Origin of the sequence: Eubacterium sp. AB3007 (assembly GCF_000688015.1) — a bacterium.
Classification (GTDB): domain Bacteria; phylum Bacillota; class Clostridia; order Peptostreptococcales; family Anaerovoracaceae; genus Aminicella.
In genome coordinates this window covers 1,273,453-1,297,698 of the sequence record NZ_JIAD01000001.1, presented here as the reverse complement: position 1 = coordinate 1,297,698, position 24,246 = coordinate 1,273,453, and the positions used below count along the sequence as shown (strand labels likewise).

General features: G+C 50.8%; 13 protein-coding genes and 1 other RNA gene. 13 read left to right on the top strand and 1 reads right to left on the bottom strand.

Annotated features, from left to right (window positions below; all coding sequences use genetic code 11):
- The 3 genes from uvrB to P156_RS0106240 all read left to right on the top strand — a co-directional run bounded on the left by uvrB (position 1) and on the right by P156_RS0106240 (position 6,452).
- Complete coding sequence (gene uvrB, locus P156_RS0106250; protein WP_027869387.1) at positions 1–1,977, top strand: excinuclease ABC subunit UvrB; 1,977 nt, start codon at positions 1–3, stop codon at positions 1,975–1,977.
- Between the two features lie 98 nt (positions 1,978–2,075).
- A complete protein-coding gene (uvrA, locus tag P156_RS0106245; protein WP_027869386.1) occupies positions 2,076–4,907 on the top strand; it encodes an excinuclease ABC subunit UvrA in 2,832 nt (943 codons plus the stop codon).
- Between the two features lie 111 nt (positions 4,908–5,018).
- Complete coding sequence (locus tag P156_RS0106240) at positions 5,019–6,452, top strand: nicotinate phosphoribosyltransferase (RefSeq protein WP_027869385.1); 1,434 nt, start codon at positions 5,019–5,021, stop codon at positions 6,450–6,452.
- Between the two features lie 73 nt (positions 6,453–6,525).
- Here P156_RS0106240 and P156_RS0106235 read toward each other — a convergent pair whose 3' ends face one another.
- The gene (locus tag P156_RS0106235; RefSeq protein ID WP_027869384.1) at positions 6,526–6,999 is read right to left on the bottom strand and encodes a hypothetical protein; all 474 of its coding nucleotides are present in this window, start codon (positions 6,997–6,999) and stop codon (positions 6,526–6,528) included.
- An 86-nt stretch (positions 7,000–7,085) separates the two neighbouring features.
- On the opposite strand from P156_RS0106235, the gene P156_RS0106230 reads away from it, so the two are divergent.
- From P156_RS0106230 to P156_RS0106180, 10 genes are all read left to right on the top strand, one after another.
- Positions 7,086–8,057 (top strand): RluA family pseudouridine synthase, encoded by a 972-nt coding sequence (locus P156_RS0106230; protein WP_027869383.1) that lies wholly within the window; start codon positions 7,086–7,088, stop codon positions 8,055–8,057.
- A complete protein-coding gene (lepB, locus tag P156_RS0106225) occupies positions 8,054–8,614 on the top strand; it encodes a signal peptidase I (RefSeq protein ID WP_051600735.1) in 561 nt (186 codons plus the stop codon). The genes P156_RS0106230 and lepB (P156_RS0106225) overlap by 4 nt, the downstream gene beginning before the upstream one ends.
- Before the next feature lie 9 nt (positions 8,615–8,623).
- Complete coding sequence (gene lepB, locus P156_RS0106220; RefSeq protein ID WP_051600733.1) at positions 8,624–9,202, top strand: signal peptidase I; 579 nt, start codon at positions 8,624–8,626, stop codon at positions 9,200–9,202.
- A gap of 5 nt (positions 9,203–9,207) precedes the next feature.
- Positions 9,208–9,678, top strand: a complete 471-nt coding sequence (gene smpB / locus P156_RS0106215) for an SsrA-binding protein SmpB (protein WP_027869380.1) — start codon at positions 9,208–9,210, stop codon at positions 9,676–9,678.
- A gap of 415 nt (positions 9,679–10,093) precedes the next feature.
- Positions 10,094–10,399 (top strand): transposase, encoded by a 306-nt coding sequence (locus P156_RS11830; protein WP_034801954.1) that lies wholly within the window; start codon positions 10,094–10,096, stop codon positions 10,397–10,399.
- A gap of 11 nt (positions 10,400–10,410) precedes the next feature.
- Positions 10,411–11,268, top strand: a complete 858-nt coding sequence (locus P156_RS0106200; protein ID WP_051600425.1) for an IS3 family transposase — start codon at positions 10,411–10,413, stop codon at positions 11,266–11,268.
- Between the two features lie 485 nt (positions 11,269–11,753).
- Positions 11,754–11,969 carry a helix-turn-helix transcriptional regulator gene (locus P156_RS0106195; protein ID WP_027869379.1) on the top strand — a complete coding sequence of 72 codons (216 nt, stop codon included), beginning with the start codon at positions 11,754–11,756 and terminating at the stop codon, positions 11,967–11,969.
- Positions 11,970–11,971: 2 nt separating this feature from the next.
- Positions 11,972–13,306: a nickel pincer cofactor biosynthesis protein LarC gene (gene larC / locus P156_RS0106190; RefSeq protein ID WP_027869378.1), complete on the top strand. Its 1,335-nt coding sequence runs from the start codon at positions 11,972–11,974 to the stop codon at positions 13,304–13,306.
- A 127-nt stretch (positions 13,307–13,433) separates the two neighbouring features.
- Positions 13,434–13,806: a transfer-messenger RNA gene (gene ssrA / locus P156_RS13125) on the top strand.
- Between the two features lie 653 nt (positions 13,807–14,459).
- A complete protein-coding gene (locus tag P156_RS0106180; RefSeq protein WP_027869376.1) occupies positions 14,460–24,056 on the top strand; it encodes a Spy0128 family protein in 9,597 nt (3,198 codons plus the stop codon).
- The last annotated feature ends 190 nt before the right edge of the window (positions 24,057–24,246 follow it).

The following is a 24,246-nucleotide window of genomic DNA, read 5'->3' as shown; positions in this document are numbered from 1 at the left end:
TTGGAATTCAAACTGCATGCGGATTATAAACCGACCGGCGACCAGCCCCAGGCCATTGAGAGGCTGGTGGCCGGTTTTAAGTCTGGAAAGAAAGCCCAGACCTTGCTGGGGGTCACCGGATCCGGAAAGACCTTTACCATGGCAAACGTCATCCAGCAGATGCAGCGGCCCACGCTGATCATCTCACATAACAAGACCCTGGCCGCCCAGCTTCACGGTGAATTCAAGGAGTATTTTCCGGAGAACGCCGTGGAATACTTTGTGTCCTATTATGACTACTACCAACCTGAGGCGTATGTGCCCTCCACGGACACCTACATCGAGAAGGACTCTCAGATCAACGAGGAGATCGATAAGCTTAGGCACAGTGCCACAGCGGCCTTGTTTGAGCGGCGTGACGTGATCATCGTGGCCAGCGTCTCCTGTATCTATGGACTGGGAAGTCCTTTTGATTATGAGCATCAGATGCTTTCGCTGCGTCCTGGGATGGTGAAGAGCCGGGAGGAGATCCTGCGCAAGCTGGTGGATATCCAATATACCCGTAACGACATGGTGCTGGAGCGCACCAACTTCCGTGCCCGGGGGGATGTGATCGACATCTTTCCGGCGGGGGAGAGTAATGCGGTGCGAGTAGAACTGTTCGGGGACGAAATCGAGTCCATCAAGGAGATGAATCCAGTCACCGGCGAGATTGTAGGCCTGCGGGATCACGTGGGTGTTTTCCCGGCGACCCACTACGTGACCAGCCCGGAGAAGATGGAGAAGGCCCTGGTGACCATCAACGAGGAGTTGGAGGAGCAGATCCAGTGGTTCAAGGATCGGGGCAAGCTACTGGAAGCCCAGCGCATCGAGCAGCGGACCAGGTACGATCTGGAAATGCTGCGGGAGATCGGGTCCTGCAAAGGGATCGAGAACTACTCCCGTCACCTGAACAACCTTCCCCCGGGTTCCCGGCCTTTCACGCTGGTGGACTATTTTCCGGATGACTTCATCGTGATGATCGACGAGTCTCACGTGATGCTCCCTCAGCTTCGGGCCATGTACGCCGGAGACCGCTCCCGCAAGCAAGCGCTGGTGGATTATGGCTTCCGGCTGCCCTCGGCACTGGACAACCGCCCGCTGAAATTCGAGGAGTGGGAGAGCCTGATCAACCAGATCATGTTCGTCAGTGCCACCCCGGCGGCCTATGAGCGTGAGCACTCAGAGGGGATCACGGCGGAACAGGTGATTCGGCCCACCGGGCTGCTGGATCCCAAGATCGACGTGCGGCCGACGGAGAACCAGGTGGACGATCTGGTGGCGGAGATCAACCACACCATCGAGACGGGCGACAAAGCCTTCGTCACCACTCTCACCAAGAAGATGGCGGAGAGTCTGACGGACTATCTGAAGAACGCCGGTATCCGGGCGCGCTACCTGCATTCGGAGGTGGACACGCTGGAACGGCTCGAGATCATCCGGGATCTTCGGCTGGGCGAGTTCGACGTGCTGGTGGGCATCAATCTGCTGCGAGAAGGGCTGGACATTCCGGAGGTTTCTCTGGTCGCCATCCTGGATGCGGATAAGGAAGGGTTCCTGCGCACAGAGACCTCTCTGATCCAGACTATCGGCCGCGCGGCCCGAAACGCCTCTGGCCATGTGATCATGTACGGCGATTACATCAGCAAGGCAATGCGGGCGGCTATCGATGAGACCAACCGACGCCGAGGGATTCAGGAGGCCTATAACAAGGAACATGGGATCACGCCAACCAGTATCCGAAAGTCTGTCCGGGCGGTGATCGAGGCCACCAAGGTGACCGAGGAGAAGAAGCAATATAAAGGAAAGAAACCAGAGGAGCTTACCACCAGGGAACTTCGTGCCTATGTGGAGCAGCTGGAGAAAGAGATGCGACTGGCGGCAGAGGACCTGCAGTTCGAGCGGGCGGCACAGCTGCGTGACCAGATCTTTGAATACAAGAGCAGTCGCCTGAAATAGGACGACAGGCATGCGCCGAAACCGTACGCATTAATCGCTAATATTAGCGATTAATGCCATACGGTTTAGAGTAATTAATGCAAGCAGAAAGGAAAACTATGGCAAACGAGATCATCGTCAAAGGGGCCAACGAGAATAACCTGGACCACCTTGATGTCAGAATACCCAAGAATCAGCTGGTGGTGCTCACCGGATTGTCAGGCTCCGGGAAGTCCTCGCTGGCCTTCGATACCATCTATGCGGAGGGACAGCGGCGGTATGTGGAAAGTCTGTCTTCCTATGCCCGCCAGTTCCTGGGGCAGATGGACAAGCCGGATGTGGAGTTCATAGAAGGGCTTTCGCCCGCTATTTCCATTGACCAGAAGACCACCAGCAAGAACCCCCGATCCACGGTGGGAACGGTGACAGAGATCCACGACTACCTGCGATTGCTGTATGCCAGGATCGGGATCCCGCACTGCCCTGTCTGTGGCAGGGAGATCACAAGCCAGAGTGTGGATCAGGTGACCGAGGCCGTCATGGATTACCCGGAGGGGACCCGGGTGGTGGTCATGGCGCCGGTGATCCGTGCCCGGAAAGGGGAACACGTGAAGGTGCTAGAGAGGATCCAGCGTGACGGCTACACCAGAGTGCGGGTGGATGGTGAGATCATGCTCCTGGGTGAAGATGAGATCACACTGGACAAGAAATTCAAGCATACCATCGAGATCGTGGTGGATCGGATCATCGTGCGGGAAGGTCAGGACAGCAGAGTGGCCGAGGCTGTAGAACTGGCCATGAAAGAAGGCGAAGGACTGGTCGTCATCCAGTTCCAGGACAACGACTTCCAGCGGGAGCAGGTGTTCTCCTCCAGGTTTGCCTGCCCGGAGCACGGCGCTTCTATCGAAGAACTGGAGCCGCGGACCTTCTCCTTCAACAGTCCCTTCGGAGCGTGCCCTTCCTGCAGCGGTCTGGGTTTTACGGAGAAGATCATTCCGGAGACCCTCATCGACATGGACAAGAGCATCCTGCGGGGGGCCCTGAAGAACGTCTATGCCACCATGGAGTTCAGCGGGTTCTACCGGAACATGGTGCGGGTGATGGCAGAGCAGCAGCGCATCGACCTCAGCCTTCCGTTTAAGGAGCTGCCGGCGAGATTCCGCAAGGAATTGCTCTACGGCACCGGTTCCAAGCACGTGAAATACGACTATACCAGCCGCAGTGGCAAGGTGACTCACTTCGACCATCCTTTTGAAGGGCTGATCACCAACGTAGAGCGTCGTTACCGGGAAACCGGCTCTGATTTCTTCAAAGAGCGTATGCGCAAACACATGGTGGTCAAAGGATGTCCTGACTGTCAGGGAAAGCGCCTCCGGCCAGAGGTGCTGGCGGTGACTGTTGGCGGGATCAGCATTGCGGACTTCTCCGACATGTCCATCAAGGAGGCATTAGCCTTCATTGATAACATGGATCTCAGCGAAAGAGATCGGGCCATCGGTCGACAGATCCTGAAGGAGATCCGGGCCAGACTGAACTTCCTGGTGAACGTGGGCCTGGATTACCTGACTTTGTCCAGGTCTGCAGGGTCGCTGTCCGGCGGCGAAGCTCAGCGGATCCGACTGGCCACCCAGATCGGCTCTGGGCTCACCGGCGTGCTGTACATCCTGGACGAGCCCAGCATCGGCCTTCATCAGAAGGACAACGTGAAGCTGCTGGAGACCCTGCGTCATCTGACGGATCTGGGGAATTCCCTGATCGTGGTGGAACACGATGAGGAGACTATGTATGCGGCGGATCACATCATAGATATCGGCCCCGGCGCGGGGATCCACGGCGGCAAGCTGGTGGCACAGGGGACAGTGGAGGACATCAAGGCGTGTCCGGATTCCATCACGGGCCAGTATCTGTCCGGTGAGCGAAAAATCGAAGTGCCTATGGTACGGCGTCCCGGCAACGGGCAGCATATCACCATCAAAGGGGCTGAGGAGAACAATCTGAAGAAAGTCAACGTGGATATTCCTCTGGGCAAGCTGGTGTGCGTCACCGGTGTGTCCGGTTCCGGCAAGTCCAGCCTCATCAACCAGGTCCTCTGCAAGGGGGCGGCGAGGATCGTAGGCGGCAGCCAGGAGGAAGCGGGCAAGCACAAAGCCATCCTGGGCCTGGAGCAGATCGACAAAGTCATCAACATCGACCAGAGCCCGATCGGCAGGACGCCCCGGTCGAACCCGGCAACCTACACCGGCATGTTCACTCATATCAGAGACCTGTTCGCCACCCTGCCTGAGGCGAAGATGCGTGGCTTCCAGAAGGGGCGGTTCAGTTTCAATGTCAGCGGTGGACGCTGCGAGGCATGTAAAGGAGATGGCATCATCAAGATCGAGATGCACTTCCTGTCGGATGTCTACGTGCCTTGCGAGGTCTGCAAGGGCAAGCGGTACAACCGGGAGACACTGGAAGTCAAATATAAGGGAAAGAGCATCTACGATGTGCTGGATATGAGTGTGGCAGAAGGTCTGGAGTTTTTCAAGAATATTCCTTCCATCCGGCGTAAGTTGGATACATTGGATCAGGTTGGTCTGGACTACATCAAGCTGGGGCAGCCCTCTACTCAGTTGTCCGGCGGGGAGGCGCAGCGTGTCAAGCTGGCCACAGAGCTATCCAGGAAATCCACCGGGAAGACTTTGTATATCCTGGATGAGCCGACGACAGGCCTGCATTTCGCCGACGTGGACAAGCTGCTGGCGGTACTGGACAAGCTGGTGGACGCAGGGAACACCGTGGTGGTCATAGAGCACAACCTGGATGTGATCAAGCGAGCGGACCACATCATCGACCTGGGCCCGGACGGCGGCGATCGGGGCGGTACCATCGTTGCTCAGGGTACGCCGGAAGAGGTCGCCCGAAAACGCAAGTCATATACCGGACAGTTCTTGAAGAAACTGTTGAAATAGTGTACAATAGATGTATAGTGTTGACAGCTGACAAGACAGTGTACATTCCTTGCTGTCGGACGGCTACGGAGTAAGCGGCTTGGATCCCGCAATATCAAAAGGAGAAGAACGATGCTTAAAGGACAAAACCTGACGATGCTCACGGATTTCTATGAGATCACTATGGCGAATGGGTATCTGAAGTCAGGGCTGATGAATGACATTGCTTATTTCGATCTGTTTTTCAGGAAGGTGCCGGATGACGGCGGTTACGCCATCATGGCGGGACTGGAGCAGATGATCGATTACCTGGATAACCTGACTTTTACGGAGGAGGACATCGACTATCTCCGTGGGAAGAACATTTTCTGTGAGGAATTCCTGGATTACCTGAAAAACTTCCGGTTCGAGTGTGACGTATGGTCCGTCAGGGAAGGGACACCGATCTTCCCTCACGAGCCGATCATGACGGTGCGCGGACCGGTGATCCAGGCCCAGTTTGTTGAGACAATGCTGCTTCTGGTACTGAATCACCAGAGCCTGATCGCCACCAAGGCAAGCCGCATCGTTCGGGCGGCTCAGGGACGTCCGGTGATGGAGTTTGGTTCCAGGAGAGCCCACGGCGGTTCGGCTGCCATCTTTGGCGCCAGGGCAGCGTATATCGGCGGCTGCTGCGGAACTGCATGCACCATTTCTGATCGTGACTATGACATTCCCGCACTGGGGACCATGGCGCACAGTTGGGTACAGATGTTCCCGGACGAGTACACCGCCTTTAAGAAATACGCGGAGATCTACCCGGACAACTGTGTGTTGCTGGTGGACACCTATAACGTCCTGAAGTCCGGCGTCCCCACCGCCATCAAGGTCTTCCAGGAGATGAAACCCAAGAAGATGGGCATCCGCATCGACAGCGGAGACATCGCCTATCTGACCAAGCGTGCCCGGAAGATGCTGGACGAGGCAGGACTGGAGGATTGTTCCATCACCATCTCCAACTCTCTGGACGAGTACCTGATCCGGGACGTGATCCTGGAGGGAGCCAAGATCGACTCCTTTGGTGTTGGTGAGCGTCTGATCACGGCCAAGTCCCAGCCGGTGTTCGGCGGCGTATACAAGCTGGCCGCACTGGAGAAGGACGGAAAGATCATTCCCAAGATCAAGATCTCTGAGAACGTGGAGAAGATCACCAACCCAGGGTTCAAGACTTTGTGGAGACTGTACGACAAGGAGAGCGGGAAGGCGCTGGCGGATGTGATGACGCTGGACGGCGAGACCATTCCGGAGGATGGGGAATACGAGATCTTCGATCCAAACGCTGTCTGGAAGAGAAAGAAGCTCAGCAATTTCCGGGCGGTGAACCTTCGGACCCAGCTGTTCGACCACGGAAAGCGCGTCTACGATTGTCCTTCCATCGAGGAAGTGAAGGCGTACTGTGAGGAGCAGATGGAGACTCTGTGGGAGGAGACCCTGCGTTTTGAGAATCCGCAGACCTACTACGTAGATCTGTCCCAGAAACTGTGGGATGTGAAGAACAAGCTCATCGAGGAGCACAATCAGAGATAGGGAAAACAACAAGTCCCGCGCACCGACGAAAGTTGTCGGTTGCGCGGGACTTTCCTTCTGGATCGAGTCTATGCTATTTCTTCTTGACTACCGCCTTGACGATCTCTTCCTTGGTCATACCGGCAGCAAAGGTGTAGGAACCCTTCTTCAGCTTGTTGACCTTCAGTCCGGCCTCCTTGCAGGTGTTGTTGAAGTCGGTCAGATTGAGGAACAGTCCGGCGTTGATCAGGGTCTGGATGTCATCCCCTGAGGACTTGCCCTTCAGTTTGACACTGAAATCTTCCGCCAGCGCATCCCCGTTCCAGGTGGCCTTAAGGGAGCCTGTGGTGGTGGTCTTCTCGGTGTTTCCGGTGGAGGTGGTACCTCCACTGGTGTCCGCAGCCTGCAGATCTGCTGCGATGGCCTCCGTGTTCAGTGTCTTGGGATAATCCATGATCACATCGATCCGCCATACGATGAGGACGGCGGCGATGAGCAGGATGATGATCGCCAGGAATATATCGCTATGGTTGTAGTTGAAATCGCGGATGGATCTCTTGTTTTCCATTCCTTACCTCCTTGATGATACGTACAACCATTTTACCACAAGAATCGAGAATAGACAATGCGTTTTATCTGTTGTATAATAACTCTATGGTTACATTCAGCATTGGAGCAAACGAGGGAGCACAGCGGCTTGATAAGTTCCTGAAGAAGTATCTGCGGGGCGCGCCGCTGAGTTTTGTGTATAAGGCCATTCGCAAGGACGTGAAGGTGAACGGCCGGCGTCAGAAACAAGACTATGTATTGAAGGAGGGAGACGAGGTCACCCTCTATCTTTCGGAGGAGGATCTGGCGCGCTATCATCCCGCCCGGAAAACCGTCCGGGCACGCAAGCAGTTCACCGTAGCCTACGAGGATTCGCAGATCCTCATCGTGGATAAGCCCCCTGGGCTTTTGACCCACGGGGATGGACGGGAGAAGGGTAACCACCTGGCCAACCAGGTGTTGGCCTGGCTGATCGGGGAGGGGAAGTACGATCCCAGGGAGAAGAGCTTTGTGCCGGCACCGGTGAACCGGCTGGATCGGAATACCGCGGGACTGGTGATCTTCCCCAAGACCTACGACGCGTTGAAGGTGATGAACCGTTTGCTTCGTGACCACGCCAGCATCCGGAAGTTCTACCTGACCATCGTGGCGGGGGAACTGCGGGAGCCGCTGCGCCTGCTGGGGGCAATGACCCGGGACGAATCCCGGAACAAGACGCTGGTCAGCGAGGTAGGGAAGTCCATGGAGACATTGGTTGAGCCGCTTCGGAGCGTGGAGAGCTATACACTCTGCCAGGTTGAGATCCGCACCGGCAGGACACATCAGATCCGGACACAGTTGGCAGATGCCGGCTATCCGCTGGTGGGAGATACCAAGTACGGGGACCCGTCGATCAACCGGATCATGCGTGACCGGTTTGGCCTCACCGCACAGTTACTGGTGGCCTGGGAGCTGGCGTTCTCGGATATGCCGGCGGGCTATGAGCATCTGAATGGAAAGCGGGTACAGGCGAAGAAACCAAAAAAATTCAGAGAGATAGAGGAGGCCCTTGGTCTCTCCGGGAAAGGCAACTTATGAGCAAGGGAGAACAGCTGACAGGAAAACAGATCGCATGGTCCTGGATCAAGGACATTCTCATCGCGGTGATCATCGCGGTGGTCATCATCCAGTTTATCAAACCCACCATCGTGAAAGAGAGTTCCATGGAACCTAATTTCTATGAGAACGACTATCTCTTCGTTTACAAGATGGCATACAAGTCCAAACTGCCGGCCAAGGGGGATGTGGTGATCTTTCAGTCGGATCTGACCTATAATGGCAAGAAGAAACTCCTGATCAAGCGTGTGATCGGTCTGCCGGGGGACACCATCACCATCCGGGATGGGCAGGTGTTCATCAACGGACAGAAGGATGACCAGAGCTACACGGCAGATGGATTTACCGTAGGCGATATCATTGAACACAAGGTGCCAAAGGGAACGCTTTTCTGTATGGGCGACAACCGGGAGGTAAGCATCGACAGCCGTTACGAGGAGGTCGGTGATGTGGAGACCGATCGCCTGGTAGGTAAGGTGGTCTTCCGTGCTTTCCCGTTCAACAAGATCGGCCCCATCCATAATCCGTACGAGGGGTAGGAGGCGCACATGGCTGCGAGGAAACAAGAAAACCAAAAGAGCGCGTTGCGAGGCTGGCTGACCGATATCCTGGTCGTCGTTATTGTGGCGGCAGTGATTCTGGTGTTCATCAGACCAACTATTATCAGCGGGGACTCCATGCTCCCGAAGTTCTTTGACGGAGACTACGTGATCGTCTACAAGATGGCATATCATTCCAAGATGCCCAAGAAGGGAGACGTAGTAGTCTTTGAGACAGAGGAGGAGGTTCCTGGCGCTGAGGAGGGCGAGAAGCTTTTCATCAAGCGTGTCATAGGCTTGCCGGGGGATGTGATCGACATCCACGATGGGCAGGTGTACATCAATGGAGAGAAGGACGACCAGGGGTATACACGAGATGGTGTAACGGACGAGCCCGATGGAGATCTGAAGGCACACAAGGTGCCGGAGGGAACGATCTTCTGTTTGGGAGACAACCGGTTGAACAGTATGGACAGCCGTTATGCAGGAGTCGGTGATGTGAGCATGGAGCGAGTGACCGGCAAGGTGGTGATGCGGATCTACCCCTTCGGTCGTTTCGGAACGCTGCGCAACCCGTATGAGAGGTAACAGTAATGAAGGAGCGAACACTGAAGCTTGTGGCGAACAACAAGAAAGCACGCCACGACTATTTTATCGAGGATAGCTATGAGGCGGGGATCGCCCTCACCGGGACGGAGATCAAGTCCGTCCGGGCAGGAAAGGTAAGCATCAAGGAAAGCTATGCCAGGATCCAGAACGGGGAGGTCATTCTGCTCGGGATGAACATCAGCCCCTACGAGCAGGGAAACCGGTTCAATGTGGATCCGCTCAGGCCCCGGAAACTGCTTCTCCACAAGAGAGAGATCCGCAAGATGCTGGAGGCGACCACCCGCGAGGGAATGACGCTTGTTCCCTTACGCATGTATATCAACAAAGCCGGACTGGCCAAGGTAGAGTTGGGCGTCTGCCGAGGCAAGAAGAACTATGACAAGCGGGAGACCATCGCCAAGAAGGATGCAGCCCGCAAGATCGACCAGGCTATCAAGAAAAGCCTGCGAAGGTAACAGGAGCTGTCTCTAAAGAGGCTGTTGCACAAAGCGTTGGTAGGCTACCCCCCTCACAAGTAGGACACTGAATATAAACCCTACTTGGGGGGTAGCCTACCATGCTGAGGGCAGCAGCCCTCTTTCTTTGGGGCGCACGGGGAGGCTTGCCGGCCGGCGGCGGTTTGCCGGCCGCCGATAGTATGCCGGCCGGCGGCGGCCAGACTGCGCTCGCCGAACTGCGGACTACAAAAAAAGCTCTGGGACGGTATTTTGTAGTAGGTTTTCGGTGAGACGACTACACTTTTACGGGAGAACAGAGTTTTTGTAGTCGTTTTCTTCCTGATAACACCTGCAGTTTTCCATATATTGAGGTGTACCCCAAAAAGTAGAGTCTGCAAAGCATGGTATAATGCATGTAGATTGGAGGTACACCATGTCAAGAACAAATTACAGCAAACAGTTCAAATTGATGGTGGCAAAAGAAGCATTGCGGCCTGAAAACAAGAATCTGGAACATGTCATAGCCGACAAGTACGGAATCATGCCGTGGACTGTCATACGATGGCGTAATCATCTTGCTGAAGTTGGTGAAGATAAAGCCTTTCGAAAAGGGTTTACCAAATCAGATAAGAGGACCGATCGGGAAAAAGAGCTTGAAAAAGAGAACGCAGAGCTTCGTGAGGAGGTCGAAATACTAAAAAAAGCAGCGGCCTTCCTTGCAAATGTAAAGCGCGATTGAAATATCTTTTCATGCGTGAGCATAAACACGAGCACAGCATTGCGAGGATGGCCAGAGTACTAAAGGTGTCAGAGAGCGGATACTACAAATGGCGCAGACGAGTCGATGGGCCACTTACGGAGAAAGAGAAAGAAGACCTTAAGATCACAAAAGAGATATACGACATATACAGAGCTTCCAGAGGATCATACGGATCAAGAAAAGTAACCGTTATCCTGAATAAAGGTCGCAAAAAACGTGTCAACCATAAACGTGTCGAGAGGATCATGCAGGAGTGCGCTCTCTTTTCCAGGACATGCAGAAGGTTTGTCTGCACGACGGATTCAGACCATGACGAGCCAATCGCCGACAATCTTATCGACAGAGACTTCAGCGTTGATGCCCCGGATAAAAAGATGGTAAGTGATACAACAGTCATTGCTACGGAGCAGGGAGATCTGTATGTGGCCGGAATACTGGATCTGTATGGAAGGCTTCCCGTAGGGTTGGCAATGAGCGTGCATAACGATAGATTTCTGGTAATGGATGCATTAAAAGATATGCTTCTCAGAGGCTGTGGAAGTCCGGGATGCATCATACATTCGGACAGGGGTTCGACCTACTGTTCGAAGGAATACAGGAGAATGCTGAGCAGGCAGGGATTCATATGCAGCATGAGCCGTAAGGGAGATTGCTGGGACAATGCACCAATGGAAAGTTTCTGGGGTAAAATGAAGTCAGAATGGCTAAAGAAAAAATACAGAACAATCAACGAGGCAAAAGGTGATATATATGAATACGTGTGGCACTTTTATCCTCGTAAAAGGCCACACGAATCCATCAATTACTCAACCCCGTATGATTATTATCATAGGGGAGAAATCATATAGGAGTGACTCTACTTTTATGGGTACACTTCATATTGGAATTATTCTGCCGGGACCTACTACAAGATCCGCCAAACCCGATGATTTTGTAGTAAATCGGACAAAAACCTACTACAATTTTCATCAGACTTGCTGTTTTTGTAGCAGGTCGCCCATAAATCTACTACAAAATCCCGCTCAACCCGGAAAAGTGTAGTCCGGCTCTTGCGGAAGGAACCGGAAGAGATCTGGGGCTGTTGCACAATCCTGCCATTCTCATGGCGGATACTTTGTGCACAGAATAGAGAATAAAGTGTTGACAAGTGTACTTTGCATACATATAATAGAAATGACAAGTAAACTTGCTATAAGTGCGATTAAGGGGTATAGTATAGCAATGTAAACTTGTCATATTGGGGTTTATGTGGAATGAGGGGGATGATATGACAAGTAAACTTGTCGATTGGTCCAGCAGGGAAAGGGAGGGGCCGCCCATAGGTCTGGGACCGGTGGAAGATCTGGTCCTGCATAATCATCTTAAGGAAGCGCGCCGGGAGAAGGGATACTCCCAGGGGCACCTGGCAGAGATGGTGGGCGTATCCCGTCAGACGATCAGCTCCCTGGAGACGGGACAGTTCAGTCCAACCGCCAGGTTGGCGCTTCTCCTATGCCACGCACTGGACTGGGAATTTGAGGAATTATTCTACTTGGAAAAGGGAGAGTGACAATGAAAACATTGTTTATCGAATGCAGCATGGGCGCAGCAGGCGACATGCTGATGGGGGCGCTCATGGAGATCGCACCGCGGAAGGCTGTGGAACAGCTGAAGGAGCTGGGGATCCCCGGGGTGGAGATCCTCCCTAAGAAGGGCGACAAGTCCGGCATCACCGGAACGCACGTGCGCGTGATGGTGAACGGCAGAGAAGAGGGTGAGGAAATGGAGCACCACGCCCGGGAGCATGAGCACGTCCATGAGGGGGAACCCCACCATCATCATGACCACGATCATCATCATGATCACAATCATGACCATGACCATGACCATGACCACGAACATATCCATGAGCATCACCACTTCACCATCGACGATGTGGGGAGGATCATCATCAAGCTGCCTGTGTCTGGCAAGGTGAAGAAAGACGCTTTCGCCGTTTACATGAAGATTGCGGCAGCGGAATCCAAGGTCCACGGCAAGCCCATGGATCAGGTGCACTTCCACGAGCTTGGGAGCATGGACGCCGTGGCAGACGTGGTGGGCAATTGCCTGCTGATGGACGCCATCGGTGCAGATAAGGTAGTGGTCTCGCCGATCAATGTGGGCAGCGGCACCGTATGGTGCGCGCACGGCAGACTGCCGGTACCGGCACCGGCCACCGCAGAGATCCTGATGAATAAGGAATACTATACAGACGGGACAGAAGGAGAACTTTGTACGCCCACGGGAGCAGCGCTGCTCACCTACTTTGCCGACGAATATGGAGATCGCCCAGCCATGCGCACCCGGGCCATCGGTGTTGGTCTGGGGCACAAGGATTTTGCCAGGCCGAACATCATCCGCGTATTCCTGGGGGATACGGTAGAGCATGCTCCGGCAGCCCCGGTGGGAGCACCGGAAGAGCCGGCATCGCTTCCAGAGGGAATGGATATGGCAGTGGAACTGTCGGCCAACATCGACGATATGACTGGCGAAGAGCTGGGTTTCGCGATGGAGGCTTTGTTTGCAGCGGGAGCACTGGACGTGTGGTATACGCCCATCATCATGAAGAAGTCGCGGCCCGCAGTGAAACTTTCTTGTCTGGTGAGCCCTGCGGAAGAGGAGCGGATCGTGCGGATCATGTTCCGCTACACCGAGACGGCGGGGATCCGGCGGACAGAGTGTGAGCGCTATGTGCTGGAGCGGGAGATCGCAGAGGAAGGCGGCGTCCGCGTCAAACATTACCATGGCCACGGAGTCACCCGGCACAAAGCCGAGTACGACGATATCGCCGACCGGGCCAGTGAAGAAGGGAAATCCTACCGTGAGATGCTTCAGGAGGTCGAGTTCGGGGGGAATGACAACTGATCTCACGGTGTTATGTGCAATTAGTTGCAGGGAGGCAGAGATATTTTGTCTTTGCCTATGGTACTTTGTATCAGATTGGGGTATAATCTATATACAGAGAATGCCTGCCATTCAGGCAGGCCATCCCGGGGATGTAAAGGTTTCGACGGGGGTAGTAAAGGAGCATAAGCGAGCCGCAGTTTGTCCGGTCTGCGTACTAAAGGACACGTTAAATACAAACGCTAAAAATAACAACAACAATTTCGCAATGGCAGCATAGCTAGCCCCGCTTCGGCGGCGCGAAGGTCAGCCCGGGTTCACCTGCAGGCCCGGAACCTGGCCTCGATCATGCAGGAAAACTCAGCAGTGATGCCCGTAGCTGCTGGGGACTAACGGGATAACTGATTACATGGCCCGCTGCCGGGCAGTGTGACCGGCGAAAATCCAAACGGCAGCTACGCTCGTAGAAAGTGCTTTGGAGTTATTTTCGGACGCGGGTTCGACTCCCGCCATCTCCACCAGGAACGAAAAAAGAGGCCTTGCGCCTCTTTTTTCGTTCGTAAAGAAGATGGGAGTCGAACCCGAAAGGGCATCGGCGTGAAGCGAGAAGGTTCAGTGAACCTTCGAGTAGCCGGTGGTCCGAGCCGACCGAAAAGGGAGGCGACGGACGGCGGATGCAGAGCATCCGCGTAACTCCCGCCGTCTCCACCAGGAACGAAAAAAGGCAACTTACAAGGATATTCAGTGGGCCAGCCAGTAGTTTCTCCTTCAGCATTTTCTTTGAAGAATTGTCATTCGCATTTTCTGAAGGAAAAACTTTAGGAATTCCTTGAGATTGTTGTCAACTGAATAGGATACTGTCTGCAGAAAGAGGCCCGAATGGGCCTCTTTCTTTGGCGCTACGCTATTCCTTTTTCTGACCTTATAGAATTGGTACTTAAGCAGTATTCATGAGCTTCCTACATGACTTGTAGAGTAAGAGTTCCTGTAATCCAGCGAAGTAAAGAAAATCGATTAACCAAAAGCTAATTTTCGCGATGATCTCATTGACAATAACAGTTTTGTAATGTAATATAAACAATACATAAGTAAAGCTAAATGAATTCTGGTCGGGTAAGCCAGAATTGATTAATTATTGATAAAGCCAATTGTAACTTTTAGCAGGAGAATAGTGATGCGTAACTCAAGAAATTTTAAGAAGACTATTGTCAGTCTGATCATGGCTTTTGTTATGGCGTTTGTCCCAATGACAGGCACCGGCACAATGACAGCATATGCTATAGCAAATGGAACACCGGTAGCTACGAATCAGAATGATGATGTCGACCAATCTAAAGCAAAAGTCAACACTGCTGCAGAAGAAGCAGTTCCTGACAACTCCAGGCAGGGTTCTGAGCAAAAGTCTCAGGCCAAGGAGGAATCTTCACAGAACTCAGTCAACAAGGATAAGGCGGAGGCCAAAGAGGCTGAGAACTATGTGAAGGAAGAGGCAACAAAGTCAGACAATCAAGAAGATGCGACAAAGCCGGACGATACTGAATCCGATCAAACTCGATCCAAGTATCAGTGGCAGGATGACCACATGAAGGTGACTGCTGTTCTTGAAGATCCATCAGCAATTCCCGATGATGCTGAGCTTGTAGTGAAGGCGATAAGCGAGGGATCCAAGGGATACAATTACGATGCGTATATGGAAGCCCTAAATAGCAACTCCGAATCAAAGTACGATGGAAACAATACGCTTCTGTATGACGTTGCATTCATCAAAGACGGAGTAGAACTTCAGCCGGAATCCGGAACGGTTTCGGTTACCTTTGAGTTCCTCGATGAGCAGCTCTCTGACTCGATTGGGGCAAAGAAAACATCCGATGTCAACGTCATCCATCTCCCGCTCAAGAAAAAAATAAAAGAACAGTTCGATACCACAGCCGACGCCAGGGACATCAGCGCTGGCGACATTAAAGTAGAAGAAGTAACCAAAGCCGATAACGCCCTCGCAGTCAACGTTAAGAACGAGACAGTCAATTTCGAGACCAGCGATTTCTCTGTGTTCGCGTACACAGTTGATTTTGAGTACGGCGAGTACAAGTTCAGCATCCCTGGTGAGGGAAGCATTGAACTGAGCAAAGTCTTCAAGAAGCTCCACATCGACAAGGACGTAAATAATGTAAAGTCAGTAACATTCTCTAACACTGATCTCGTTGAAGTTGAAGAAAACAAGGGCTTTTTTGATACAGACTGGACACTGACAAGCAAGAAGGCGTTCAGCACAGAAGAGACACTGACCATCACGATGAAAGATGGCAGTGAGATCATTATCAAGGTTACAGATGCGCAGGATGGTTATGAAGTTGCTGTGAATTTCGTTTCTCAGGATCAGTCTGTAACAGTTACTCCTGGTTCAGGAGATGCTCCTGCAATTTCAGGTAACTATTTTGCGAGAGCGGATATTGTTGATAGCCAGAATAACGTTGTAGGATGGGGAATAACACCTATATCATTGACTCAATCAAACCCTGTGGTTTCGATCAACAGTTTCAAAGAGTGTACGACTACAACGACTACTGACCCTGATACAGGTGTAGAGACGACAAATTACACAGATACCGGAAGTCAGATCAGTTATGCTGACGCAATTACTGCCGGCTATACTGTAAAAAATGTTCGTATCGTTAGCGGTAATAATCCAAATAACGGTAATGAAGCGCATGCCATGGACAGTTCGGATCCTGATGGTTATACATTTGTAAGCAATGTGCAGAACGATGATAAGACCCGTTCAGTTGTTACTCTTCGAGTAGCTAATGAATCAAAATATTTTGTCCGGGTAATAAGTGATAAACCGCTCACAATTCCTGAAGGAGTGTATCTTTATGCATGGGTCACCGTTGAGCATACTACCGGTACAAATACAGAGGCATTGGTGCCGGTAACAAGTGACTATTCATCCGATGGAGGCAAGACTTTTGATATTCCTGTGACAGAATGGGAGATTCCTTATCAGGGAAAGGCCCCGAATGAGAAGATTACAGGACATGAAAAGAAAGTTACTGTGAAGCTGTGGGCAGGAAGTGAAGAAGGTGTTATTTATAGTCCTGCAAATGCTTATAATGGAAAGCTTAACCCTATAGCAGAGGGTGGTGTTATTAATGATTACATTGTTAAGCATTATCCTGTAGTTCCGAAAGACTATCCCTCGGATCAGGATTATGAGAGAGTTACTAGTGCGGATAATGATAATAAAGTAACCTATCGTTATGATATAGTCCGTCTCAGTAAAGATACCAATCAGCTTCCGGAGTATTCACTTGAGTACATTCTGAATGGATATAATGTCGTAACACTTTGTGACCCTTCAGATACTACAGTACGTACGCATGATGGTATTAATTATGTTAATGGTGCTCTTAAAAATGACACACATATGATGGGAGGAGCTCTCATCAGAGGAGAATTGTCAGGCGACGCACCGATGATCGCTGACAGTTCATTACTCACCAAACCATCATATGTCGGATCATTTGCAAATCTTTCAACACAGGTAAGTGTCAACGGGCGTAATGCTAATAATAATCCTCCTGACTTCTATATAGGCAGTCAGAACATCGTTATTGGAGACACTGTTAACGGTGTTGATTTTAAAAATGACAAAGGACTTAACCGACAAGGAAGAACGATTGCCAACAGCAACTACATTGACTGGGATCGGCTCAGGAACGAAGTTGTCAGTACATCGAATACACTTATAGAGCATGCGACAACTGTAACTGTTACCAATGATCTTCCCCAGGATAGCGGAGCATATATTGTAACTATCCACGGCGGACAGAATATTACTATCAGCAACCCTGACAATCTTCCCTATAAAATCAAGATCGTTGATGTAGGTGATGCGAGCAAAGAAGATACAAAGGCTACTGTTGTGAATGTCCTTGATAGTGGGGATACTGCACTTCCAATGCTTTACCAGATAGACGGCGCAACCCCGGGAAGTTGGCTTGAAAATCATTCTGATCCTGATGGAAAGGGGTCGACTAAAGAAGATGGTACAGGTCTTTCAATTGTGTGGAATTTCCCTAATGCTACTTATGTCACAACATCAAGCCAGTCACCTGAGCTTGGTCATGTTGTAGCGCCTAATGCTGATGTAAGAATTGCTTCGGGTGATTATAACGGATGCATCGTATGTAACAGCGCATATTCTAATTCAGAAGGCCATCAGTGGGCTTATAAGGGTGGAAGCATTATAGATGCTGCAGTCAGCTTTGTATTAAAAAAGACTGTCAATGGTGTTGATCCTACATCAGACCAGAAATATACATTCATTTTGCAGGCATGGGATTCAGGCTGGACTCCTGAACCACAAGAAGGTGAGCAGAAAGACGAGAATAAGTATCAGGAAGTCCAGAACGAAGGTGCGAATGTTAACTTCAAAGAAATCAAATGGAGCAAAGATGGTACATATTTCTATTTGCTTAGTGAGAAGAATACAGGGGCAGATGAATTCACATCGCTTGATGGGACCAAGTTTGTTGTAAAGGCGAAAGTAACTCACACTACTGATAGTGCAGATAATATTATTTACTCTCACGAGGACACTTATTACAAGCTTGAAAAGGACGTAGATGTCACAACTGTGATTGGTGATGATGGCGTAATTACAGGAGAAAAAGTAACAGAACTGTCAGGCCCGGATGATGCTATGTTCGTGAACACTGTCACCGGTGGTCTTGCTATAAGCAAAGAAGTTTCCAACGAAAGGAATTCCACACAGAAATTTAAATTTGAAGTAAGTTTAAAAGATAAGGATAACAACGATTTAACTGGAACTGTTAGTGCTGTCATTTCTGAGGCTGACAAGGATGATGTAGGCAAGACTTATACTCTTAACAACGGTAAGTTTGAAGTAGAGCTTACCCCGGCCCAGACGGTTACTATTGTCGGACTTACTCCAGGAACAAAATTCGAGGTCGGTGAAAAAGCAACCGCCGGGTACACACAGACAACTCCGGCGAATAACGGTAATTTCAGTGGAACAATAGAAGCCGGAAAGACTCAAGTGTTTGCAGCTCATTTCATAAACGAAAAGACAGAGGAAAAGAGCGCTACAGCTTCCTTCGGTGTCACGAAGAATTTCACAGGCCGAACATGGGGAGACGCTGACACATTCAAGTTTACTGTGGAATGCGTGGATAATGCTCCAGCACCGACAGACTTAAACAAAACCGCAACTAAAAATGAACCATCCGTTAGCTTTGGTGATATCACATACAATGCTGTAGGAACCTACATCTATAACATCACGGAAGAGAAAGGGAATCTTCCTGGAGTAACTTACGACGAAGGTACTTACGTTGCTACTGTGAAAGTCGTTGAAGATTCTAGTTCAGAAACAGGTCTCAGCGCAACTGTTACATATTCATATAAGGCTAAAGGATCTGAAACAACTGAAGCAAGAAATGCAGAATCGGATGGAACGGTTAAGGTCACCAATACCTATGCAGCAGAAGGCACCGGCGAGATCAAGGTCAAGAAGACTCTTACAGGCCGTGACTGGACGAATGATGATGAGTTCACCTTCACGATCGAGAAAGCAGCTGATACTGAGTCTGGCACACCGCTGCCAGATAACACAAGCATCACGATCAAGAAGAGTGACGAAGATCAGACCAAGAGCTTTGGCGAGATCAAGTTCAAGAAGGCCGGCACCTACAAGTATGTAGTCAAAGAGACTAAGGGCAGCATTGGCGGAGTGACTTATGATACAACAGAACATACAGTCACGATCAAGGTCAAGGATAATGGTAAGGGCAAACTCGTAGCTGACGGATGCGAGCTGATCCAGACCAAGGAGTTCACCAATACCTATGCAGCAGAAGGCACCGGCGAGATCAAGGTCAAGAAGACTCTTACAGGCCGTGACTGGACGAATGATGATGAGTTCACCTTCACGATCGAGAAAGCAGCTGATACTGAGTCTGGCACACCGCTGCCAGATAACACAAGCATCACGATCAAGAAGAGTGACGAAGATCAGACCAAGAGCTTTGGCGAGATCAAGTTCAAGAAGGCCGGCACCTATAAGTATGTAGTCAAAGAGACTAAGGGCAGCATTGGCGGAGTGACTTATGATACAACAGAACATACAGTCACGATCAAGGTCAAGGATAATGGTAAGGGCAAACTCGTAGCTGACGGATGCGAGCTGATCCAGACCAAGGAGTTCACCAATACCTATGCAGCAGAAGGCACCGGCGAGATCAAGGTCAAGAAGACTCTTACAGGCCGTGACTGGACGAATGATGATGAGTTCACCTTCACGATCGAGAAAGCAGCTGATACTGAGTCTGGCACACCGCTGCCAGATAACACAAGCATCACGATCAAGAAGAGTGACGAAGATCAGACCAAGAGCTTTGGCGAGATCAAGTTCAAGAAGGCCGGCACCTACAAGTATGTAGTCAAAGAGACTAAGGGCAGCATTGGCGGAGTGACTTATGATACAACAGAACATACAGTCACGATCAAGGTCAAGGATAATGGTAAGGGCAAACTCGTAGCTGACGGATGCGAGCTGATCCAGACCAAGGAGTTCACCAATACTTATGCAGCAGAAGGCACCGGCGAGATCAAGGTCAAGAAGACTCTTACAGGCCGTGACTGGACGAATGATGATGAGTTCACCTTCACGATCGAGAAAGCAGCTGATACTGAGTCTGGCACACCGCTGCCAGATAACACAAGCATCACGATCAAGAAGAGTGACGAAGATCAGACCAAGAGCTTTGGCGAGATCAAGTTCAAGAAGGCCGGCACCTATAAGTATGTAGTCAAAGAGACTAAGGGCAGCATTGGCGGAGTGACTTATGATACAACAGAACATACAGTCACGATCAAGGTCAAGGATAATGGTAAGGGCAAACTCGTAGCTGACGGATGCGAGCTGATCCAGACCAAGGAGTTCACCAATACCTATGCAGCAGAAGGCACCGGCGAGATCAAGGTCAAGAAGACTCTTACAGGCCGTGACTGGACGAATGATGATGAGTTCACCTTCACGATCGAGAAAGCAGCTGATACTGAGTCTGGCACACCGCTGCCAGATAACACAAGCATCACGATCAAGAAGAGTGACGAAGATCAGACCAAGAGCTTTGGCGAGATCAAGTTCAAGAAGGCCGGCACCTATAAGTATGTAGTCAAAGAGACTAAGGGCAGCATTGGCGGAGTGACTTATGATACAACAGAACATACAGTCACGATCAAGGTCAAGGATAATGGTAAGGGCAAACTCGTAGCTGACGGATGCGAGCTGATCCAGACCAAGGAGTTCACCAATACCTATGCAGCAGAAGGCACCGGCGAGATCAAGGTCAAGAAGACTCTTACAGGCCGTGACTGGACGAATGATGATGAGTTCACCTTCACGATCGAGAAAGCAGCTGATACTGAGTCTGGCACACCGCTGCCAGATAACACAAGCATCACGATCAAGAAGAGTGACGAAGATCAGACCAAGAGCTTTGGCGAGATCAAGTTCAAGAAGGCCGGCACCTACAAGTATGTAGTCAAAGAGACTAAGGGCAGCATTGGCGGAGTGACTTATGATACAACAGAACATACAGTCACGATCAAGGTCAAGGATAATGGTAAGGGCAAACTCGTAGCTGACGGATGCGAGCTGATCCAGACCAAGGAGTTCACCAATACCTATGCAGCAGAAGGCACCGGCGAGATCAAGGTCAAGAAGACTCTTACAGGCCGTGACTGGACGAATGATGATGAGTTCACCTTCACGATCGAGAAAGCAGCTGATACTGAGTCTGGCACACCGCTGCCAGATAACACAAGCATCACGATCAAGAAGAGTGACGAAGATCAGACCAAGAGCTTTGGCGAGATCAAGTTCAAGAAGGCCGGCACCTACAAGTATGTAGTCAAAGAGACTAAGGGCAGCATTGGCGGAGTGACCTATGATACAACAGAACATACAGTCACGATCAAGGTCAAGGATAATGGTAAGGGCAAACTCGTAGCTGACGGATGCGAGCTGATCCAGACCAAGGAGTTCACCAATACCTATGCAGCAGAAGGCACCGGCGAGATCAAGGTCAAGAAGACTCTTACAGGCCGTGACTGGACGAATGATGATGAGTTCACCTTCACGATCGAGAAAGCAGCTGATACTGAGTCTGGCACACCGCTGCCAGATAACACAAGCATCACGATCAAGAAGAGTGACGAAGATCAGACCAAGAGCTTTGGCGAGATCAAGTTCAAGAAGGCCGGCACCTACAAGTATGTAGTCAAAGAGACTAAGGGCAGCATTGGCGGAGTGACTTATGATACAACAGAACATACAGTCACGATCAAGGTCAAGGATAATGGTAAGGGCAAACTCGTAGCTGACGGATGCGAGCTGATCCAGACCGAAGAGTTCACCAATACCTATGCAGCAGAAGGCACCGGCGAGATCAAGGTCAAGAAGACTCTTACAGGCCGTGACTGGACGAATGATGATGAGTTCACCTTCACGATCGAGAAAGCAGCTGATACTGAGTCTGGCACACCGCTGCCAGATAACACAAGCATCACGATCAAGAAGAGTGACGAAGATCAGACCAAGAGCTTTGGCGAGATCAAGTTCAAGAAGGCCGGCACCTACAAGTATGTAGTCAAAGAGACTAAGGGCAGCATTGGCGGAGTGACTTATGATACAACAGAACATACAGTCACGATCAAGGTCAAGGATAATGGTAAGGGCAAACTCGTAACTGACGGATGCGAGCTGATCCAGACCAAGGAGTTCACCAATACCTATGCAGCAGAAGGCACCGGCGAGATCAAGGTCAAGAAGACTCTTACAGGCCGTGACTGGACGAATGATGATGAGTTCACCTTCACGATCGAGAAAGCAGCTGATACTGAGTCTGGCACACCGCTGCCAGATAACACAAGCATCACGATCAAGAAGAGTGACGAAGATCAGACCAAGAGCTTTGGCGAGATCAAGTTCAAGAAGGCCGGCACCTACAAGTATGTAGTCAAAGAGACTAAGGGCAGCATTGGCGGAGTGACTTATGATACAACAGAACATACAGTCACGATCAAGGTCAAGGATAATGGTAAGGGCAAACTCGTAGCTGACGGATGCGAGCTGATCCAGACCAAGGAGTTCACCAATACCTATGCAGCAGAAGGCACCGGCGAGATCAAGGTCAAGAAGACTCTTACAGGCCGTGACTGGACGAATGATGATGAGTTCACCTTCACGATCGAGAAAGCAGCTGATACTGAGTCTGGCACACCGCTGCCAGATAACACAAGCATCACGATCAAGAAGAGTGACGAAGATCAGACCAAGAGCTTTGGCGAGATCAAGTTCAAGAAGGCCGGCACCTACACCTACAAGGTCAAGGAGACCAAGGGTACACTCGGCGGAGTGACTTATGATACAACAGAGCATACAGTCACCATCGAGGCAGTAGATGACGGCAACGGCAACATTGTTGCTAAGGAAGGATCCAAGCTGATCCAGACCGAAGAGTTCACCAATACCTATGCAGCAGAAGGCACCGGCGAGATCAAGGTCAAGAAGACTCTTACAGGCCGTGACTGGACGAATGATGATGAGTTCACCTTCACGATCAGTGCTGACGAAGGCACACCGCTGCCAGCTGACAGAAGCATCACGATCAAGAAGGCTGACAAGGATCAGACCAAGAGCTTTGGCGAGATCAAGTTCAAGAAGGCCGGCACCTACACCTACAAGGTCAAGGAGACCAAGGGTACACTCGGCGGAGTGACTTATGATACAACAGAACATACAGTCACCATCGAGGCAGTAGATGACGGCAACGGCAACATTGTTGCTAAGGAAGGATCCAAGCTGATCCAGACCGAAGAGTTCACCAATACCTATGCAGCAGAAGGCACCGGCGAGATCAAGGTCAAGAAGACTCTTACAGGCCGTGACTGGACGAATGATGATGAGTTCACCTTCACGATCAGTGCTGACGAAGGCACACCGCTGCCAGCTGACAGAAGCATCACGATCAAGAAGGCTGACAAGGATCAGACCAAGAGCTTTGGCGAGATCAAGTTCACGAAGGCCGGCACCTACACCTACAAGGTCAAGGAGACCAAGGGTACACTCGGCGGAGTGACTTATGATACAACAGAACATACAGTCACCATCGAGGCAGTAGATGACGGAAAGGGCCATATCGTTGCTAAGGAAGGATCCAAGCTGATCCAGACCGAAGAGTTCACCAATACCTATGCAGCAGAAGGCACCGGCGAGATCAAGGTCAAGAAGACTCTCGAAGGACGCAAATGGACTGCTGATGATGAGTTCGAATTCACGCTCAGTGGGTCCGGCAATGCACCGATGCCTGAGGAAGATACCATCGTTATCACCAAGGCTGACAAGGATCGGACAGTAAGCTTCGGCAAGATCGACTTCGATGAGCCTGGAAAGTACACTTACACAGTCAAGGAGACTAAGGGTGATAGCAAGGGCGTGACATACGATACGAAGAAACACAAAGTCACGATCGAAGTCGTCGACGACGGCAATGGCAACCTGGTAGCCAAGAAGGGCACAAAGCTGATCCAGACTGTAAAAATCACAAATGTGTATAAGGAAGCAGGTGGAACAAGAACAGGTGACGACACTAACTTAGTTGTCAGCGTTTTGATCTTGCTCTCTTCCGTACTTGCATTGCTCATCATAGTTGTCCGCCGCAGACGGTCAAAATCTGATTGTTAGTCAAGTACGCATATACTAACAGGAATATTCCGGATAAGAAAGAGGTCTTTTAAGGCCTCTTTCTTTTGATGATGTAGTTTAAAGTAACGGGGGAACTGTTACTGAGGTACTGTAGTATAGTGAAGCGGCTAATTATTCCTCAAAATAATAGATTAAAGCGAGACACAAGACATGTTTATATGGTATAATC

Coding starts and splice junctions, on each gene's coding strand:
- P156_RS0106200 (WP_051600425.1), top strand. CDS start 10,411: ATGCGTGAGCATAAACACGAGCACAGCATTGCGAGGATGGCCAGAGTA.
- uvrA (WP_027869386.1), top strand. CDS start 2,076: ATGGCAAACGAGATCATCGTCAAAGGGGCCAACGAGAATAACCTGGAC.
- P156_RS0106235 (WP_027869384.1), bottom strand. CDS start 6,999: ATGGAAAACAAGAGATCCATCCGCGATTTCAACTACAACCATAGCGAT.
- smpB (WP_027869380.1), top strand. CDS start 9,208: ATGAAGGAGCGAACACTGAAGCTTGTGGCGAACAACAAGAAAGCACGC.
- P156_RS0106230 (WP_027869383.1), top strand. CDS start 7,086: ATGGTTACATTCAGCATTGGAGCAAACGAGGGAGCACAGCGGCTTGAT.
- P156_RS11830 (WP_034801954.1), top strand. CDS start 10,094: ATGTCAAGAACAAATTACAGCAAACAGTTCAAATTGATGGTGGCAAAA.
- P156_RS0106240 (WP_027869385.1), top strand. CDS start 5,019: ATGCTTAAAGGACAAAACCTGACGATGCTCACGGATTTCTATGAGATC.
- lepB (WP_051600733.1), top strand. CDS start 8,624: ATGGCTGCGAGGAAACAAGAAAACCAAAAGAGCGCGTTGCGAGGCTGG.
- P156_RS0106180 (WP_027869376.1), top strand. CDS start 14,460: ATGCGTAACTCAAGAAATTTTAAGAAGACTATTGTCAGTCTGATCATG.
- larC (WP_027869378.1), top strand. CDS start 11,972: ATGAAAACATTGTTTATCGAATGCAGCATGGGCGCAGCAGGCGACATG.
- lepB (WP_051600735.1), top strand. CDS start 8,054: ATGAGCAAGGGAGAACAGCTGACAGGAAAACAGATCGCATGGTCCTGG.